Below are 13,361 nucleotides of genomic sequence, written 5' to 3' on the forward strand. Positions count from 1 at the left end.
TCCTCGTTCGTCGCTTAGCGGACGGAAGGGCCGGGCCCCGTCTAGCGGGGCCCGGCGCCGCTAGACGGCTTCGTTGGCCCGCGCCGAACCATTGAGCCGGACGGAGCCGAGCGTGTCGCCGGCGCCGCCGGCCACCACGGCGGTCGCCGCGCCGATCAACAGGTTCCCGGATGCTGTCGTGGTGCAGTACTTGTTCGTGTCGTCCCAATAGACCAGGGCACCCAGGCCCCAGGCCTGCGACGGCGCCTTGTCGAGCTCGTACGCGCCGTTCGTGTCGATATCCACGTCGTCACCGGAGAGTGCGGCCTCGGCCGCCACGCCGAAGATCTGACCGACCTGCAGGCCATCCCCTGCTTCCACGTTGTAAGGCGCGGGGACCGTCAGATAACGGCCTTCCTGAATGAAGTTCTTCATCACCATTGCTCCCGTTCGGCCGGCCCGGTCGGGGCCGGAATGTCCTCGAGTTGGAGCCGGCGGCTACGGCCGCCGGTTCAGTTGGTCATTGGAGATCAGACCGGCGCCGCTCCCGCGTTGCGGTACGCGCCGCGGTAGTCGGATGCACCCGCGCCGAAGTCGTGCTCGAGCTTTACCTTCATGCCCTGGACGTCGAATGTGTCCTCGGCCGTCAGGCGCGGACCTTCGAAGCCCTCGAGGTTGGAATAGACGAAGACCGGGGCCACCTCCGGATCCGCGAAGAGATACCAGGCATAGTCCGGAATGCTCGCGTCGCTGGCCGGCATCAGGTTCCGCATGGATTCGGGAACCGCGTTGCCCGGCGCCGACGGCGTGATCGTCGCGACGAGCTGCTCCGCCGACGTGATCGAATCCGGGCCGCACAGGATCGTCTTCGGCTTGAGGTTCAGCTTGATCCCGTCAAGGGACTTTTGCTTCGCCATCATCGCCCGCCCGATGCCGATCGACGCGACCGTGATCGCGGTACCGGTACCGGTCAGGTTGCCGTGCCCCGTGTGAAACACAGCCTTGTTGTCCGTGAGCAGGGTCGGCCCGGCTCCCGACGCCGACAACAGCACGCTGAAGACCAGATCGTTTTCCCAGTCCGCGACCCGAACGCCGTAGGAACCGAGCATCTGCTCGATGGCCCCGAGCTGATCGTTGATCAGCATCTGCCGCGTGATCCGCAACTGCACACCATACGGCTTGGTCTGAACCACCTCCTTCGACTCGCCGAAGGTTCCGCCCTTGATCTCGCCGCTTTCGGTAACCGGCTGGAGGGCCGGGAAGTCGCCCGCCCGGATGACGTTCATCGCCTTGAAGTCCGGCGTCGTCATGCGGGCGGAGAACAGCCGATAGGTGGGCGCCGCGGCCTCGTAGCGGTCGAGGAGCCGGACGTTCATGGCATCGGTGAAGATCCCCGGGAAGTCCGACGTCGTGTGGAACGCGCGCTGGAACATCTCGGTAACCTGCCGGCCGGTGCGCAACGAACCACGCCAGTTGATGCACTCCGCAGCGATCTCCGCGATATCGCGTTCGGCCCACTGCCGCGCGTGTTCGGGGACCTGGACGCTCCGATTTCCGCCGGCGCGCGCGAGGCGGGCCGCGAGCGCATCGCGCATGCCTTCGCGGCGCGACGTCGTTTCATCCAGCCCGCCAAGCTCGACATGCGGGAAGACCGGATTGCGGTCGCCGCGGGTCGCCAGCTCGTCGAGGACAGCGGTACGGACAGTGGCGATATCCGATCCGGCACTGGTGTGCTGGGCAACAAACGCTTCGCCGAGCCCGTGACGCGTGGCGAGCGACTGGATTTCAGCGACGCGCGAGCGCTCGCCGGCAAGGGCCCGCTGGACGCGCCCTTCGACGTCATCACCGGCACCTTCGGCCTGCTGTCCCGCGACCGGTGCGGGCGGATCCGTCTCCGCGGCCGCGGCCTCCTCGGCAGCGGCAATGTCGCTGCGGAGCTGCTCGATCTCCTCGACAAGGCTGCGATGCTCGGTCCGGATACTCTCAACCTGGTCGGCGGGAGTATCATCCTTGATCTCGGCTTCCTTCGCCTTGGCGCGCTGCTCGAGTTCCTTGAGATTCGCCCGCATGACAGCGACCGGAATCGCCATGTACTCGACGGCGTTGCCGGCGAGGTGCTGGAAGATGTCACCGGCCACGGCGAGCGCCGGAGAGGCAGCGGGATGCCCGGCCGCAGCGAAGGCGTGATCGGGCAGGAAAGCGACGACGGTGCACGCGGCAACGATAAGCCCGAGCGCCGCCATGAAGGTCTTGGAGATATTCATGGGTTCTAGCTCCTTGTCGAAACCGGGCAATGCACCGTCACCCTGCGGCCCGGAGAGCGCAGGCGGTGTTACGTGAAACGAAGGGTTCGCGATTTGGCGGTGACGTCCGCCCTACAGGCCGAGGCGCCGGTTGCGCATTTCGATCTGCGCACGCGCGGCCCGGGTCAGTGCACCAGCGTCTCGGGAAATAAACTCGCACGGCTGCAGCGTGACGTGTTCGTCTCCGCCCGCGCGGAAATGAGCGCCTGGATCCGCGGGGATCGGCACCGCCGAAATCTCGTAGGGCTCCCAGTCGATCGCCCGATGCAGCGGCACCTGGCCATCCCGCTCCGCGATCTCGACACGATGGGTCCGGTAACCGACGGAGATGTTGTTGATGATGCCGTCGCGGATGTCCCGGATCGTGCCCTCCGCTTCCTGGCGGCGCGTCAGCAGGATCTTGGCGGTCCCGACTCCGTTCGCAATCCGGGCCGAGTCCTTGACGACGGATCCCAGCACGGTCCGGAGGGACCAACCATCGTGCGTGTCGAGGAACGGGGCCCCGGTATTGAGCCGATCCAGGCGGACGGCATCCGGCGTGACGATGAGCTCCTCGTCGAACTCGCCCTCGCGCCAGCTCACCCGTCGAACCGTGGCCCCGGTCGTGAACACGACGTCAACGGTGTTCGATTCCTCGTCGAACGATTCCGCGCGCACCAGGGCATCCCGCAGCATCGGCGGGAGCAAGATCGTCTTTGACATGGAATGTCCTCGCTTGATTGGAAGCCGCCCGGTCAGGCGACGGTCCGGAATCGGCTTCGCGGCGCGAAGGCCTCGGCGGCCTGCTGCGACTGGCTCGGCTGCTCGTTGCCGCCCTTGGTCACTCTCCGGGGATCGGAATCCAGGATGAGTTTGGCGTCGTCGAACTTCTTGTTGCGCTCGACGATTTCGTTCATGACCTCATCCGGATCGCGGCCGGTCTTCGCGACGGCATCGTCCCAGGTCAGTGTGCCGCTGCGCATCGCGATCAGATCGGCATTGGCGTCGTCGATCGGGTTCACGCTTTCGAACGCCGGCGGACTGTATTTGCAGGGCACGTACGGCACGGGAAGCTTGCCCGCGAGAAAGGCCGCCTCGCAGAACCACGCCCGCACCGGCGCCAGGAACATCGGAACGATGTTGAGCCACTGAATCGCGTCGACCAGCCTGCGGAAATCGACCAGTCCGACGCGGCTCGATGTGAAGTTGACCTCGCTCAGGTCACCCGTCATCAGCGCCTGCGGGATAAGGTATCCCGCCGCGATGACGTGGTGGCGGACGCTTTTGTAGTCGACATAGCCGCCCGTCGCCTGCGGGCTGTTGAACTTCACGTCCTTGCCGTTGTGCGCGTAGGCGATCATGCCCGGCTCGAACTTCTCGATCGCGTTGCCGTCGGCGTCCTCGACCTTGACGGGCGCGAGCCCCTCGTCGTCCTCATCGGCGCCGGTGACGATCGCGACAACACAGGCCTCGATCTTTTTGCGGATCCGCTCCGAAAGATCATACTCGGCCTCGTCGAGCAGATCCGTGATGACCGCCGTTCCCCACGGCACTCCCCGCGTCTGCGTCCGTTCTTTTCGGTAAAGGTGCAGGAGATCGCTCGCCGGGACCGGATCGCTTCTGAGGCGAGACGAATTCATCACCCAGGCATTGCCGGGATGATCGCGGAAAAGCCAGTAAGCCGACCGGGCGCCGATACCATCGAACTCGACCCCTTGCACCACCTTGTGGCCATTCGATATCAGGCCGGACTTGGTGTGATCGAGGTGATCGCCCTCGAGAATCTGCAGTTGCAGAGGAACCGCCAGTCCGTCGCTGGCCTTACGGCCGCGCCGGCGGATCAGGGCCTCACCGCCCTCGACCATGATTCCGACGGCGAGTTCCTGGAGCCCGTAGAAGTCAAGCTGGCCGTCGGCATCGGCCTGAGCGACCCACTCGCTCCAAAGCGCGTCCGTCTGTGCGTTGAGGTCGGGATCAGGACTGCTGGACCGGGCGATGATGCCGGCGCCAACCAGGTTGTTCTTCCAGACCGTGCAGGCCTTTCGGGCGTGAGGATTGTTCCGCACGAGGTCGCGATGGCGCGCACGGAGCATCGGGAGCGCCCGACCGATCTCCGCGTCAGCGGAGGTGCTTGACCGCGCCGTTCCGTCGCGCAGGCGGCCGAGCGCGGCGCCGTCGTATTTGCGCGCGACGGCGTCGAACGCCGCCCGCGCCACGACCCGCCTGGCCGCCGTCCGCGGAGCCACCACGGCGATCGCCCGGTCGATCCAGTTCGCCTTGTTCGGCATGTCAGCGGTCTCCCCGCGAGAAGCTGGCGAATGCGCCGGTCTTGCGCTTGCCGGCCTTGCGGCGCTCGAGGAAGCGAATACGGCGTTCGAGATCTTCGGCGTTCGCATAGGTCACTTCGCGGTCCCGGAAGCGCACCTTGAGCGCCCCGGTCGCATAGGCTTTGCGGAGTTGTGCGAGTTCGGCGTCGATGTCTTCGGCCATGATCAGTCCAACCAACCCTTCCCACGGCGGCCGGAGGCGGTACCGCCCCCGCCGAGCCAGTCGCTGTCGCGCACCTTCGCCGGCGATGCGCGCTTCGGCTTCTCTTTCGCGGGCTTCGTGTCGAACGGCTCAGCCGCACCCGTCTCGAACAGATCCGGCGCTGCCTGCACACCGTGAACCGAGGTCAACAGGTCGGCCCACCGCTCGGCCGTCAGTCGCCGCTTCTTTTCAAGGTGCCATGCCAGCGCGAGGGCGTAGACGGTGCAGTCAAACCAGTCGTTGGCCCGGCCGGCGATCCGTTTCCATTCCCGCTGCGCCTTCGGGCTGATCAGCTTGCGGGCACGACGGTTCGACGACCGGATATCCTCGTCGGGATCGACCAGGCGCTCGGCCGTCAGTTCCTTCGCGAACTCCTCATCGCAGAGGTCCGGCGACAGATGGATCGTGTTGCGTGGCCAATGCCCGTTCTGATCCGGGCCGTCGACGAGATTGGCGAGCCCCGCCACAACCTCGGTTTTGACGTCGTAGTTGCCAACCGGATAGAGGAGGACTTTCGCGATCCGCCGCTTGTTGCGGTCGAGGACGTCCTTCTTCTTCGGCGATCCCAACCAGGGCAGGCCCTGCTGATGCCGACCGTCGAGGGCGTAGCAGTTCGGCCGCCCGGAACAGAATCGGTAAACCCGATCGGTGGCGAAGCCGGAGTCGACGCCCGACAGGTCGATGCCCTTCTCTTGGTCGCCGGCGGTCGGATAGGTCCGGCCGAGGGCATCGGCAAGGGCTATCCAGGGATCGTCGCTCTTGTCCGGCGCGCCTTCGAAGATCTCGCGATCGACGAGCCAGCGTTGCCCCCGCGGCCCGATGGCGTAGCACGTCCACTTGATCCCGTAGCCCTGCACGTCGGAGGTCGACACGACGAGGCCGGCTTGCGCCGGGATGCAACGGCTCGGATAGGCGTCCTTCCGGGCTGCGGCGTGGATCGTCTCCCATTCGACCGTGACGCCGCCCGGATCGTACGGTTCGGCGAGATCCTGTTGGCTGAAGGTCCGCAGCGATGTGGTATCGCTTTGAGCCTCCTCCCATCGGGCCCAGATGTCTGCGAGCCGCTCCCGAGGCGCATACGCGGCCCAGAGGTGGAAGCTCGGTTGCCAGTCCTGGCACCGTCCTTCGCACGGTGGGCACCGCCATTTCGGCAGGTCTTCCGCCGAAACCGTTTCAGGCACGGGATTCTCCCCCTCGCGTACCCGCGTGGGGATCCATTCACCCCGGGCCATCATGTCCGGCTTATGGCCGTCCAGGATGATGCCATCGCATTGCGGGCACCGCAGGTGCGCAGGCAATCCCGCCCCGGAATCGGGTCCCCGCATCTGATCGAAGCGCAGGGGATGGAAGACGGCGCAATGCGGACAGGGCACATAGAAAAGCCGGCGGTCGCCGGCTTCGTAGTCCTTGGTGATCGCACACTCTCCGACGATCCCGGGCGTTGATCCCTCCCACTCCTTGGCGAGATCGCCGTACATCTTCTGTCGTGCGCGGGCCTGATCTCGCGGGCTGCCGCGGCCGTCGACGTCGCGCGGGTAGCCGGTGACCTCGTCCATGCCGAGGTACTTTATCGAGACCATCTGCAGGCCCTTCGACGATCCTGCGTTGACGATCTGGCAGAAGCCGCCGGCAAATCGTTTGTACGACGTTGTCGATCCCTGCTCGTCGCGGCTGTTTGCCGGAGCGACCTTGTGCCGGATGCGCGTCGTTACCTCGATCGTGGGCTGCAGCTTGAGCCTGTTGAACTTGGATGCCTCCTCGAGCGTTGGCATGACGATCATCATCGATCCCGGCTCCTGATCGACGATGAAGCAAAACCAGTTCTCCAACGCGGTCGTCTTGCCGAGCTGGGCGGCCCACCGCGCTGTAACCCTCCGCGCCGGATGATCTGGATGCAGGCAATCCTGCGGCTCGCGCAGGTAGGGCACCCGGTCGGTGCGGAACTTGCCAGGCCACGGCGATCCCGATTCGTCGGACACGTAGCGATAACGGTCGGCCCATTCGCTTACGGTCAGGGTCTCGACCGGCCGGCTTGCGGCTGCCAGACCGGCGAACAGCACCTCCTCTCCGGTCCGAAGATTCGGGAACCGGCTCCGGGTGTCGTGATAGGTCATTGCAGGGCGAGCGCGTCCGCCTCGGTCGACGTCGGTCGGGTCTCGCCGGCGTCCCGGCGCCTGTGGATGGCGTCCAGGCGCTTCATCATCTCCTGATGGAACCGCTCCACACCGGCGCGCGCGAAGCTCTTGAGCGCGAGACGGACAATGCGTTCGTCCCAGCCGTACCTCACGGCCAACGAGGCCGCTTCCGTCTCGACCGCGCGCTCGAACGCCGTCCGCATCAGAACGAGCGCCTCACGACCGGCCCGATCGACCTCCGCCGTCACGGTCAGTTCGCCGCGGCGTTCGGCGACATCCATCTCGCGGAGTTCGGCGTCGGCCATTGCCTTGCGGGCCGCGCCATCCGATTGGGTTCGGCTGAAACGCTGACCGCCTTCGGCCGCCGGCGCGCCGCTGCCTCCGCCGGCCGGCTCCTCCAGTCGGACATCGACCCGTACGTTCTCCGACCGATGCCGCGCGAGTGCCCCGAACTCGACCAGGTTGCTCCGTCCTTCCCGTTTGGTATGGAGCGCTTCGCTGTGCTGCTTCAGGTACCGCGACAGCGACGAGCGGTCGATTTTGTCGCCGGCCGCGGTTAGTCGCCGCGCGGCTTCCGTGATCGAGATCCAGTCTTGCTGCATTCGTGCACCAATCCGTGCGGAACACGTGCGCCGCACGTGTATCCGTGTACCGGTTGCGAGCCGATCTACTGGTGAAAACTCAGGCGCAGCGAGCCCGTCCGGCGTTCGCCTCCAAGGAAGGACCCAAACGGGGGGCCCTCCGGGTCGCCGCCGACGCGCTCACAGCCCGTACTTCGCCTTGATCCGATCGACCTCGCGGGCCAGCTCGTGACCCAGCCGCGGCAGCAGCTCGCTGTCGACCAGCCGTTCGAACGTCGTCTTGGCGTCGTCCCTGATCATCTCCACCGGGATCGACGGCCCCCACAGCTCGCGGACCGGCAGACGCTTGGATCCGGTCCGGCGGAAGATCCCGACGTGGCCCGTGCCCATCCTGGCCACGAACGTGCCGGGAAACACCCGCCGTTTCTTCCACGGCGCCGCCGATGCGCCGCGACGGGTCTGCCGACCACCGAACTTGAAGGCGGGAAGGTGCGCCCCCCGTCCGATGATGCGATAGATCGGGGCCGACGTGCTGGCGAGTTCCTTCCGCATCGCCTTGCCGGCGTCGCCGACCTTGAGCCCGGCCTGGCGCGCCGTGGCCCGACGCACCGCGGTGAAGCCCTTGTTGCCGACGTGATTGATCGCCCGCACCGTGGCCTTGTCGCGCGAAGCGGCCGCCAGCTCCCCGACGCCGCGCGCGAGCCTGTCGATCTCGCTCGCATCGACCCTGACCTCGACGAGCGGGACGAACCGCGCCACGTTACCGCCTCAAGGTCAGCGCCTGGAGCCCCGGACCGCCAGCCTGCGGGCGGCCGCGTCGCGCGCCAGCGCCCGAACGTCCTGCACCATCGTCCGGCCGACGTAGCCGACATTGGCGCCGAGCGCCTTGCGATCGCCCTTGGCGATGGCTTCGGCCGCGCGCCGGAGGGCCTTCCGCCGTTCGCCGCACCGACAGCCCATTGCCCACTCCCCGGATGTTCGATTGTGGCCTAGAAACGCGAAACCCCGGCGCGGTTTCCCGGCCGGGGCAGAATCGTTCACGTTGACGGTTTTCAGGGGTACGGCGAGTCGGGAATTCGAGTCAAGCCCCCGGCTTCCTTGGCTTGATGCCGTCGCGAATTCGCTGGGTCGATTTCCGCGATTTCCGCTTACCTTTGGAATCGCCCTCGGGTGCCGCGTCCCAGAGCCGGCTGTCGATCCCCGGGCGCCCGCCCGCCTGCCATGTCAGAACCCGGTTCGGCTGGTTGCCCTGCCCCCGGTTGAAGTGGCTCGACAGCGCGTTGAGGCCCGCCCGCAGCGGCTCCAGCGTCTCGTCGGTCACCGGCTGCGCATCGAACAGCACGCCGCTGGTCACCTGCTGCGCCCGCACGCCGGCTTCGGCCAGTTTCCGCGACGCCCGGCCGTAGCGAGCCTTCACCGCGTCGACCTCGCCCCGCGAGAACTCCCGCCCGCTCAGGCTCGCCCCGCCGACGCCCGCCATGTCGATCGCCACGACCCGGCCAAGGCCCAGCCCCTGCACGATCCGATGGATCTGGGTCAGCGCCTCATACTGCACGCCGGCGCGATACTGCCCCTCGCTGATCATGTTCAGCAGGCGCGCCCGCCCCAGCGGCGTCTCCGCCAGCGGGCTCAGCGCGTGCTTCGCCCCCACCGCGTCGCGCCGTTTCTCCAGCGCCGGCGCGCGCACGTCGCCCGCTTCGATCAGCCGCGCCACATTAGCCCTCACGCTCGTTCCCTTCGCCAAGTCCGCCTCCTCCTCGTTCCGCCAGATGTCCATGCCATGTGTCCATGTCAGTTCCCCGCCTCATGCCGCCCCGCCTCATCCCACCCCGCGGCCCGGGTCGTGCGTCCGCCGCCACCGGTCCGGATCCTGCGTCGGGGCCGTCCGCCGCAATCCCCTGGCATCGCGGCCGACGATCACGCGGTCGTCCGCCGTCTCCACCGTCACCTCCAGCCAGCGCGGCCCGTCGCCGTCGTCGCACAGGATCTCCGCGCCATCGCCCGGCGCCAGGCCCGGCCGCGTCAGCGGCTTCAGCCCGAACGCGGCAAGGCGCTCGGCAGCGAAGGCGCTGATCTTCGGCGCCGCATCGGCGCGCGCCTTGGCGGCCAGCGCCGCCTCCCGGTCCATGCCCGGCGGCCACGCGCCCGGCAGGTGGAGCCAGAATTCGGTCTTGCCGCCGACATCGAGGCGCAACCCCCGCTCATTCAGCCAGCGCGCCCAGGCCCAGGCCTCCAGCGCGCCGGAGTGGACCGGCTGCAACGCGGCCGCCGCGTCGGCGCCGGGCAGGTCGTCGCGCGGCCAGCGCAGGCCGGCCGGTCCGTCCGCCTGTCGGCGCAGCGATCCGGCGATCGGCTCGAGCCGGTCCCCCCGGTCGGTCAGGCGGAAGATCAGCGCCCACCATTCCTTCGACCAGGTCCGCACGAAGGGGGCCGCCGGCGGGTCGCGCCGATCGGGCGCCAGCAGGCGCCAGTCGCGGGTCTTGAGGTAGGTCAGCCAGCTTGGCCATTTGGTCCGGCCCGCCTGTTTCTTGGCGTCGTCGACCACGGCCTCGATCGAGCGTTCGGCAAGCACCCGCTCGTCATGCCCGCCCAGCGCCTCCCATGCCCGGATTTCCAGCGGCAGGTTGCCGCCCATCTTGCCCGGCCACCGGGATTTGCCTCGCCAGAACAGGTCGCTGTCGACGAAGTCCCCGGTGTGGTCGCCGGTCCCGGCCGCTCGGCTCGCTACGCCCCTCGCCTCTTTCGGGTTTTCCTGATCGCGATCGCCCGCGCTTGCGCGCTCTCTCTCCGAGGAGGGGTTATTGGAGGGGTCTGGAGGGGTTGGGTGACTCCCGGTGTCACCCTTGGGCGCGCCGCCTGTCACCCTCCCGCCGTCGGCCGTGTCACCCTTGGCGTCCGGCTGCAAGGGTGACACGGTGTCACCCTTGGATTCCCCCTCCGCTTCCCCGCCGGCGCCGCCATCGGCGCCCCGGGCCAGCGCATCCCAGCCGACGTCGGAGAGCCGGCGCAGCACGTCGAGATCCATCGCATATTCCCGCGTCGAGCCGGGCCCGCGCCCGCCCTCGCGCACGATGCGCAGCAGCCCGGTATCGACGAACGCCTTCAGTTCGCGCTGCACCTGGCGCGCCGAGCACTGCGCCGCCCGGGCGATCGTCGAGACCGCCGGATAGATCCGCGTGCCGTCCTCCTCGCATGCGTCGATCAGCTTCAACAGCACCAGCTTGCGCGCGCACGTGGCCATGTCGCACTTGAAGCCCATGCCCAGCAGATAGGCGCTCATAGCCCGCAGAACCCCTCACATTCATTCAGGAAAGAGCCTTGCCCGCGCTCCTCCGCGGTCGATAAATCGACGTCCCCGAGCGGTACGCGATCGGCATGCAGGAACTCGCGATGCTTCTTGCCGGGTGTGTCGCGGATCAGCCGGTCGATCTCGACAGCGTCAGCGAAGCTGTCCGGATCGTTGTCACGCAGCCAGCGCCATTCGGCGTTCGTGCGGTACGGGCAGAAGATGCAGGCGCTCTTGGGCGGGACCGGGTAGCCATGGCGTTTCAGCCACTCGATACAGTCGCCGCGCGACATCCTCATTTCGAGCAGCGGGTAGCGGTTGACCGTCCAACGCGTGAACGCCGCGCCGGCACGGACGACCTCGTCGGTGCTGATGCCGATCCAGACTTCGGCCGAGCCCGGCGGGATGCGCTGCCGGGACTTGTAGCCCAGCAACTCACGCTGCATCCGCTCCAGCGGCTCTATCTTGTACTCGCGCGTGCATTGGCGGCGGCCCTGTCCGCCGTTCTCGGTGAAGAAGGGCGCCGACACGAACCGGTTCGGCGTGCCGTCTCGCCGGACACCGTTGCCCCCCGCAGCGCGTCGGCGGATCGAGTCGGACAGCCGCTCCCCCTTGGACACGCGCAGCACCTTGACCTGCCCGTTCGTCCTCCGGGTAATCTCCCCTTCGAGGTAGTCGAAATGGCGCAATGTCGCGGGGAGCTCGTCGCCGGTGTCGGCCATGATCACCGCGTCGGGCATCGGCCCTATCACCCGAGCAAGCATCATGTGAACGAGAGTGGATGACTGGATGCCGGCGCCAAGGGAAAGGACGCGCAGCTTCGCGCCCTTTACCGGCCCCCAAGACCAACCGCCAAGCCGTTTTCGCGCAGCCATTATCCCGCCCCCATGAAGTCCAGTTGGTCCGCCGCGCCCGGGCCGCCTGCCCCGCCGCGCCGGCCCCGCCGCGCGGGTCTGCGGGCCTTGGCCAGCAGCGCCATCGCCCGTTTCAGGCGCCGGCCCAGCTCGGTCGAGCGGCGCCGCTCGGTCGCCAGTTGCCGGTCGCGCCGGGCGATCTCGGTCTCCAGGAAGTCGGCCCGCGCCTCCAGGAAGCGGCGATAGGCGGCCGCGTCGTCCGGCCGGCGCTCGTGCGCCGCGCGCGCCCGGTCCAGCGCCTCCGATGCCTCGCGACAGCGCCGGTTGAGATCGCCTTGCGTCATGGGGCACCCGGCCCACTGTAGAGCGCGCCCATTACACCGCCGAGGCTCCACAGCGCGTATTGCCCTTCCAGCCAGCCGAAGCCGTCCGCCAGTTCTTCGACGATCACCGGTGCAGACGAATCCTCTCCATGCACGCTCGCCACCTTCAGCGGCCGCCCGGCCCAGACAAATACGGTGCCGACGGCGATAGGCGCCGGCCGCTCGAGAACCGGGCCGGCGAGAACGGATATCGCCGCCGCGCTCATTCCGCCCCCCGCTTTCGCTGGCGCACGGCATGTTCCAGTTTCGCGATAGCCAGGACCGCCGGGCGGGCCTCCGGCTCATAGGTGTCGTAGGGCCGATACCAGCGCCCACCGCTCAGGCGCGGCAGAAGCGCCTTCGGGATCGCCTCCCAGTTCGACGGGTCGCAGTTCGTCTTGTCCCCGTCGAGGCACTTGAGCGCCATGTCGTCGGGCAGCGGTCCATTCGCCTGTTCCCAAAGCCAGCGGTGCTTGTGCACGTAGCGCCGCTTGTATCCGGTGTGCGGGTTCCGCTCGTTGACGCTGATCTCGACATAGCCGTCCTTCGACACCCGTTCGTGCCCGGCATATTTCGTGTTGTGCGGTTCCTGCCCCTTCTTGAACTGATGCTTGCGACAGTTCGGGTGATTGGCCGCGATCGGGAACGGCCGGCCCTTGTTGTGCGGCGCGTGGCCGGCGGCGAAATGCCCGGTGCGGCCGGTCTTCCAGCCCTTGCGCGTACGAAGCGCCTTCAGGTTCGCGGCCGACACGTCGGTACGGCCGAACCGCGCGACGAAGCCGGCGTGGTAGTCGCCGATGACCATCGCGCGATTGTCCTCCAGCCACGCGAGCTCCTGGTCGCTGTAGCGAATGGCTTGCCCCTTCATTGACCCTCGCCCCCGATCCCCTTGCCGATCAGCGGCAGCCGCTTTTCGATGTAGGCGCCGTGCTCCGCGAAGAGCTTCGCCGCGCGCAACTGCAGGTCCGCCCCGTCCACGATCCGGTCAGCCACCTTGACGATGGCCTCCGCGCGCTTGACCTCGGTGTCGATCTGGCCCTCGTTCAGATCCTCGTCAGACAGCCGCTCCAGCTGCGCGAACAGGTGGTCGTTCAGGTCCGTAAGCTTGTTTTTCGTCATGGCTCCGCTTTCCCGGTTCCGCCCATCGGCGCCCCCGCCTTGCCCATCAAGGTGATCCCCAGACGCCAGCACGCGGCGCAGACGGCCGCGCGCGACACCGGCGCGCCGAGGCGGGCGCTGGCCAGCGGCGCGATCGCGCCGGCCGACAGGCCCGCCGCCGCCTGTGCGGTGAGCCAGTCCTCGTGATCCGCCCATTTGCCCCGCCGGTCGCCGCATCCGGGAAGCCGCACCCGC

Annotated in this window: 17 protein-coding genes; all 17 read right to left on the reverse strand. The window is 67.8% G+C overall.

Going from position 1 to position 13,361, the window contains the following annotated elements:
• Positions 1-60: 60 nt before the first annotated feature.
• The 17 genes from MUB46_RS01840 to MUB46_RS01920 all read right to left on the reverse strand — a co-directional run bounded on the left by MUB46_RS01840 (position 61) and on the right by MUB46_RS01920 (position 13,357).
• Positions 61-414 carry a DUF2190 family protein gene (locus MUB46_RS01840; RefSeq protein WP_261614154.1) on the reverse strand — a complete coding sequence of 118 codons (354 nt, stop codon included), beginning with the start codon at positions 412-414 and terminating at the stop codon, positions 61-63.
• 95 nt (positions 415-509) lie between these two features.
• Positions 510-2,243 (reverse strand): phage major capsid protein, encoded by a 1,734-nt coding sequence (locus tag MUB46_RS01845; protein ID WP_261614155.1) that lies wholly within the window; start codon positions 2,241-2,243, stop codon positions 510-512.
• 111 nt (positions 2,244-2,354) lie between these two features.
• Positions 2,355-2,984 carry an HK97 family phage prohead protease gene (locus MUB46_RS01850; protein ID WP_261614156.1) on the reverse strand — a complete coding sequence of 210 codons (630 nt, stop codon included), beginning with the start codon at positions 2,982-2,984 and terminating at the stop codon, positions 2,355-2,357.
• Between the two features lie 32 nt (positions 2,985-3,016).
• Entirely contained in the window at positions 3,017-4,549 is a 1,533-nt protein-coding gene (locus MUB46_RS01855; protein ID WP_261614157.1) for a phage portal protein, read from the reverse strand.
• A 1-nt stretch (position 4,550) separates the two neighbouring features.
• Positions 4,551-4,751 carry a phage head-tail joining protein gene (locus tag MUB46_RS01860; RefSeq protein WP_261614158.1) on the reverse strand — a complete coding sequence of 67 codons (201 nt, stop codon included), beginning with the start codon at positions 4,749-4,751 and terminating at the stop codon, positions 4,551-4,553.
• A gap of 2 nt (positions 4,752-4,753) precedes the next feature.
• The gene (locus MUB46_RS01865; RefSeq protein ID WP_261614159.1) at positions 4,754-6,904 is read right to left on the reverse strand and encodes a phage terminase large subunit family protein; all 2,151 of its coding nucleotides are present in this window, start codon (positions 6,902-6,904) and stop codon (positions 4,754-4,756) included.
• On the reverse strand, positions 6,901-7,527 hold the full coding sequence (locus MUB46_RS01870; RefSeq protein ID WP_261614160.1) for a hypothetical protein: 627 nt from the start codon (positions 7,525-7,527) through the stop codon (positions 6,901-6,903). The genes MUB46_RS01865 and MUB46_RS01870 overlap by 4 nt, the downstream gene beginning before the upstream one ends.
• A gap of 159 nt (positions 7,528-7,686) precedes the next feature.
• Positions 7,687-8,265, reverse strand: coding sequence for a phage tail protein (locus tag MUB46_RS01875; RefSeq protein WP_261614161.1), 579 nt, complete (start codon positions 8,263-8,265; stop codon positions 7,687-7,689).
• Between the two features lie 15 nt (positions 8,266-8,280).
• Complete coding sequence (locus tag MUB46_RS01880; RefSeq protein WP_261614162.1) at positions 8,281-8,466, reverse strand: hypothetical protein; 186 nt, start codon at positions 8,464-8,466, stop codon at positions 8,281-8,283.
• 121 nt (positions 8,467-8,587) lie between these two features.
• The gene (locus MUB46_RS01885) at positions 8,588-9,283 is read right to left on the reverse strand and encodes a hypothetical protein (RefSeq protein ID WP_261614163.1); all 696 of its coding nucleotides are present in this window, start codon (positions 9,281-9,283) and stop codon (positions 8,588-8,590) included.
• A gap of 42 nt (positions 9,284-9,325) precedes the next feature.
• Positions 9,326-10,786 carry a helix-turn-helix domain-containing protein gene (locus tag MUB46_RS01890; RefSeq protein ID WP_261614164.1) on the reverse strand — a complete coding sequence of 487 codons (1,461 nt, stop codon included), beginning with the start codon at positions 10,784-10,786 and terminating at the stop codon, positions 9,326-9,328.
• On the reverse strand, positions 10,783-11,532 hold the full coding sequence (locus tag MUB46_RS01895) for a hypothetical protein (RefSeq protein WP_261614165.1): 750 nt from the start codon (positions 11,530-11,532) through the stop codon (positions 10,783-10,785). The genes MUB46_RS01890 and MUB46_RS01895 overlap by 4 nt, the downstream gene beginning before the upstream one ends.
• 134 nt (positions 11,533-11,666) lie before the next feature.
• On the reverse strand, positions 11,667-11,990 hold the full coding sequence (locus MUB46_RS01900) for a hypothetical protein (RefSeq protein ID WP_261614166.1): 324 nt from the start codon (positions 11,988-11,990) through the stop codon (positions 11,667-11,669).
• The gene (locus tag MUB46_RS01905) at positions 11,987-12,235 is read right to left on the reverse strand and encodes a hypothetical protein (RefSeq protein ID WP_261614167.1); all 249 of its coding nucleotides are present in this window, start codon (positions 12,233-12,235) and stop codon (positions 11,987-11,989) included. The genes MUB46_RS01900 and MUB46_RS01905 overlap by 4 nt, the downstream gene beginning before the upstream one ends.
• Complete coding sequence (locus tag MUB46_RS01910) at positions 12,232-12,876, reverse strand: HNH endonuclease signature motif containing protein (RefSeq protein WP_261614168.1); 645 nt, start codon at positions 12,874-12,876, stop codon at positions 12,232-12,234. Before MUB46_RS01910 ends, MUB46_RS01905 begins: the two co-directional genes overlap by 4 nt.
• Entirely contained in the window at positions 12,873-13,127 is a 255-nt protein-coding gene (locus MUB46_RS01915; protein WP_261614169.1) for a hypothetical protein, read from the reverse strand. The genes MUB46_RS01910 and MUB46_RS01915 overlap by 4 nt, the downstream gene beginning before the upstream one ends.
• Complete coding sequence (locus MUB46_RS01920) at positions 13,124-13,357, reverse strand: hypothetical protein (protein WP_261614170.1); 234 nt, start codon at positions 13,355-13,357, stop codon at positions 13,124-13,126. The genes MUB46_RS01915 and MUB46_RS01920 overlap by 4 nt, the downstream gene beginning before the upstream one ends.
• Positions 13,358-13,361 lie beyond the last annotated feature (4 nt).

This window comes from Microbaculum marinisediminis, from assembly GCF_025397915.1.
GTDB classification, from domain to species: Bacteria; Pseudomonadota; Alphaproteobacteria; order Rhizobiales; family Tepidamorphaceae; genus Microbaculum; species Microbaculum marinisediminis.

What these genes read in the sequence shown, in the direction of transcription:
- MUB46_RS01845 (WP_261614155.1), bottom strand. Translation starts at nt 2,243, where the DNA reads ATGAATATCTCCAAGACCTTCATGGCGGCGCTCGGGCTTATCGTTGCC.
- MUB46_RS01905 (WP_261614167.1), bottom strand. Translation starts at nt 12,235, where the DNA reads ATGAGCGCGGCGGCGATATCCGTTCTCGCCGGCCCGGTTCTCGAGCGG.
- MUB46_RS01895 (WP_261614165.1), bottom strand. Translation starts at nt 11,532, where the DNA reads ATGCCCGACGCGGTGATCATGGCCGACACCGGCGACGAGCTCCCCGCG.
- MUB46_RS01850 (WP_261614156.1), bottom strand. Translation starts at nt 2,984, where the DNA reads ATGTCAAAGACGATCTTGCTCCCGCCGATGCTGCGGGATGCCCTGGTG.
- MUB46_RS01910 (WP_261614168.1), bottom strand. Translation starts at nt 12,876, where the DNA reads ATGAAGGGGCAAGCCATTCGCTACAGCGACCAGGAGCTCGCGTGGCTG.
- MUB46_RS01840 (WP_261614154.1), bottom strand. Translation starts at nt 414, where the DNA reads ATGAAGAACTTCATTCAGGAAGGCCGTTATCTGACGGTCCCCGCGCCT.
- MUB46_RS01865 (WP_261614159.1), bottom strand. Translation starts at nt 6,904, where the DNA reads ATGACCTATCACGACACCCGGAGCCGGTTCCCGAATCTTCGGACCGGA.
- MUB46_RS01855 (WP_261614157.1), bottom strand. Translation starts at nt 4,549, where the DNA reads ATGCCGAACAAGGCGAACTGGATCGACCGGGCGATCGCCGTGGTGGCT.
- MUB46_RS01885 (WP_261614163.1), bottom strand. Translation starts at nt 9,283, where the DNA reads ATGGACATCTGGCGGAACGAGGAGGAGGCGGACTTGGCGAAGGGAACG.
- MUB46_RS01890 (WP_261614164.1), bottom strand. Translation starts at nt 10,786, where the DNA reads ATGAGCGCCTATCTGCTGGGCATGGGCTTCAAGTGCGACATGGCCACG.
- MUB46_RS01880 (WP_261614162.1), bottom strand. Translation starts at nt 8,466, where the DNA reads ATGGGCTGTCGGTGCGGCGAACGGCGGAAGGCCCTCCGGCGCGCGGCC.
- MUB46_RS01870 (WP_261614160.1), bottom strand. Translation starts at nt 7,527, where the DNA reads ATGCAGCAAGACTGGATCTCGATCACGGAAGCCGCGCGGCGACTAACC.
- MUB46_RS01860 (WP_261614158.1), bottom strand. Translation starts at nt 4,751, where the DNA reads ATGGCCGAAGACATCGACGCCGAACTCGCACAACTCCGCAAAGCCTAT.
- MUB46_RS01900 (WP_261614166.1), bottom strand. Translation starts at nt 11,990, where the DNA reads ATGACGCAAGGCGATCTCAACCGGCGCTGTCGCGAGGCATCGGAGGCG.
- MUB46_RS01915 (WP_261614169.1), bottom strand. Translation starts at nt 13,127, where the DNA reads ATGACGAAAAACAAGCTTACGGACCTGAACGACCACCTGTTCGCGCAG.